3 protein-coding genes are annotated in these 3,599 nt (G+C 26.1%); 1 reads left to right on the forward strand and 2 read right to left on the reverse strand.

From position 1 onward, the window contains the following. The first annotated feature begins 228 nt into the window (after positions 1-228). Positions 229-825, forward strand: a complete 597-nt coding sequence (locus EHV01_RS03960; protein ID WP_422066297.1) for a DDE-type integrase/transposase/recombinase — start codon at positions 229-231, stop codon at positions 823-825. Positions 826-1,060: 235 nt separating this feature from the next. On the opposite strand, the gene EHV01_RS03965 is transcribed toward EHV01_RS03960, so the two are convergent. Both EHV01_RS03965 and EHV01_RS03970 read right to left on the reverse strand, forming a co-directional pair. Further along, entirely contained in the window at positions 1,061-2,260 is a 1,200-nt protein-coding gene (locus tag EHV01_RS03965) for a hypothetical protein (RefSeq protein ID WP_422066298.1), read from the reverse strand. A gap of 4 nt (positions 2,261-2,264) precedes the next feature. Continuing rightward, positions 2,265-3,359, reverse strand: a complete 1,095-nt coding sequence (locus EHV01_RS03970) for an aminopeptidase P family protein (RefSeq protein ID WP_422066299.1) — start codon at positions 3,357-3,359, stop codon at positions 2,265-2,267. Positions 3,360-3,599 lie beyond the last annotated feature (240 nt).

A 3,599-nucleotide genomic window follows, 5' to 3' on the forward strand; every position in this document is an offset into this window, starting at 1 on the left:
MWTAAAATCAAATTTATCAAATTTCATAATTTTAGATTCCTATAATTTCTATTTTAAATATATTTTATAGGAATTTTAAAATAACTAGGTTATGCAAGAAGTCTATTTAATTTCGGTTAAACCAACGACCAAGTAATGCATCACCGTTTCGTTTACGACGACGAGCAATTAATCATGGAATTGAAATTACTAGTGTTAAAATAATTAAGAAAATAATAAAAATTACTAATGAACATACAAACTATTTATGTGAAGACACGGTCAAATTATTATCGTTATTTACAATCAAAAACTTCATTAATAAAAGCCGATGAAGGAATTATTACCCTTATTCAAAATGAAAAACTCAATAACAAATTTCTTAATTTCTATGGAATAAGAAGATGAAAAATTTATCTATTTAAGAAATTCAATCTCGTTATTAATAAAAAACGTCTTCAACGAATCTTTAAGGAACATAGAATTATCCCTTTCTACTGAAAAAATCGTTCCCGTCATATTAAAAAATCATTAAGTCAAACAAACAAAAAGAATTTACTAAAACGTAAATTTAACCAATTGAAACCAAATCAAGTATTAAGGACTGATGTAACTGTCATTAAAAATAATCATACTGAAAAATCCAATTTAATTTTATTCATTGATTTAGCAACAAGAAAAGTAATTGCTTATACAATCTTAGATTCAATGACAACTTCAGTATTAATAAAAACTTTATTAAAAGCAATAGCAATAGTTTCAAATAAAAAAGATCTGAAGAAATTAATAATTCATTCAGATCAAGACTCAATTTATATTTTCTACAGAATACATTGAATTCTGTAGAAAATATAAATTTAAAATAAGTTACTCAGCAATAACTACTCCAGCTGATAATGCTGTGCAAGAAAGTTTTCATGCTAGATTAAAGTGTGAAACCTTCTATAACAATTATAATACGCAAAATAAAATAAAAAACATAATTATTATTAAAAAATATATTGAATTTTATAATACAACTAGGGTATCATTAAATAAATAAAATTTTGTCCTATTTAATGGGCACACTCCCTAATAAAAATTATTTTCTCATAAGAGATTTAATTGTTCCATCTACTGTTGATTTTAAAGTTAATTCATAAATTATAGTATCATTTTGCTGATGAGGAACAACTAATATAATTTCATATTCAATTCTATTATCTATAATTCGATCACCAACTTGATAAATAGATTTTATTTCAAGGGAATTATTTTGTTCATTATCGGTATAATCATAATTATTTAGATTAAAACCAACCTTTTCACGAAATGTTTGATTTTCTATTATTGTTGGGTAATCAAATTTTAGCGAAAAAGTATTAATTTCTTCATTATTTTGTTCTTCATCTTCAATTTTATCTTGTTCTAATTCAGCTTGAATTTTTTTTCGATCAAAAATTGCACTTAATGAAAGTTTCTTTTCATTTTTTGATTCAGATAACATTTCTGTTGACAAAAAATGTTGCGTTGGAAAATTATTAACAAAATTTTCATCACGTTTTGGCATAATATACTCTGTCGGATTAACTAAACTCTTTGGGCGTTCAATACCACTAGTTATTTGTTCTAATTCATCTTGATTAATAATGTTTGAATTTTGATGCCGTGATGTTTGCTTTGCTTGAATAAGGTCTAAATCTTGACTTTGATAATCAACTGGATTATCGTTCATTTGAGTCAAAGTTGAAGCAACTGGTTTTGGCGTAATTATTCCAGTATTTTTTTTTAATGTCTTAACATCTTTATGCAATTTAATTAAATATTCTTGAATTTGATTCATATTTGTTTTTAAATCATCTAAGAGTTGCCCATCATTATTACCTGATGAACTTTCTGATTTTAATGTTGGTATTTTTTGTTTTAATAAAAACACTAAAATACTAATAAAAAAACCTAAAACACAAACTGGAATCATTACTACTAAGAAAAAATAACCAATTTGATATAAAAGAATAACATTTGCGGCAAAAACTTCGCCAGCAGCATTTTTAATTTGCATTGTAAAAATAAAATTAAAACTATATTGTATGATAAAAAACACATATGAAAAATTTTGAACGCCTTTCTCAACACCAAAACCACTAGTATCAACTAATCCTAATTGATGATTATTCGAAAGAATATAATAAATTTCTTTACCGGCAATAATAATTAGTAACAATGATAAGAATAGAAACAAAAGCATGAAAATAAAAAAGATAAGAATAAAAATTTGTGTTTTTGTTAATTTTGTTTTCATTAACTTAAATTAAAATTAATTCACGTTTTGCTTCTGTTAAAAGATGAAATCCATTTTCGGTGATTAAAATATCATCTTCAATGCGAACACCACCTAAATCAGGAATATAAATTCCTGGCTCAACAGTAATAACCATTCCCGGTTCTAATAAGACATCGCAAAATGGTGATACGCAAGGAAATTCATGGATTTCAATCCCAACCCCATGCCCTGTTGAATGTGTAAAATATTCGCCATAACCTTTACTTATGATATAATCACGACAAATTTTATCAATCATTGCTGTTGTAACGCCCGGTTTAATTGCATGAATTCCTAAACTTTGTGCTTCATAAACAACATCATAAATTTCTAACATTTTAGATGATGGTGTTCCTAACCCAATTGTTCGTGTTGTATCAGAACAATAACCATTATAAATACAACCAAAATCAATTGTAATTAATTCATTATTCGCAATTTTTTTATCAGTTGCACGTCCATGTGGCAATGCTCCTCGTCATCCAGAAGCAACAATTGTATCAAAACTAGGTTTATCAGCACCAGCTTCAACAAAACTATTAATAATAATTTGTTCAACTTGGCGTTCTGTCATTCCAACTTTAATTTTGTTAATAACATTATTAATTGCAATATCACCAATTGCACATGCTTGCTTTAAAGCTTCAATCTCAGAATTTGTTTTAATTGCTCGTAATTCTGAGAAATCAACTGGTTTTAAAGTAACGGATGATAAATTTGTTGTTAAATTTTGATAAGTCAAATATATTAAGTAATCACTTTCAAAAGCTAAAGTTTTGACCTTGTTTTTAACCAAATCACTTTGCAACATTCCTAAAAAGCCACCAGGATGATTGGTTGTCATTTCAATAACATTTGTAACATTTTTTGCTTCCTTCTTACCAGCAGTAATATATCGTCCATCTAAATACAAGATTGATTCAGTTTTTGTGAATAACAAATAACCTTCGGAAGAAGCAAATTCAGATAATCAAAAACGGTTAACGGTTGAATGAAATAAAATCCCATCAACTTGATATTTTTCTAAATATTGCTCTAATTTTGCTTTTTTATCTAATTTTACTTTAACATATTCCATTAGCATTATTCTCCTTTTCTTCTCTATAAATTTAACTCTTATTTTTTCATAATACAAGGATATTTCTTAATTAATTAAGTTTTGTATCATGTACGATGAAGCGGCAAAAAACAACTCTTGTTAAATAAAAAGGGTTGTTTTTTTATTTGTAAAACCAAAATTATTAATTGATTCAGAGAAAAGACAACATCTTAAGTTTTTAAAATAGAAACTTTTTATCACAACTTTTTGATACTYTYT

This window comes from Spiroplasma sp. hy2 (assembly GCF_044714365.1).
Classification (GTDB): domain Bacteria; phylum Bacillota_I; class Bacilli_A; order Mycoplasmatales; family Mycoplasmataceae; genus Spiroplasma; species Spiroplasma phoeniceum.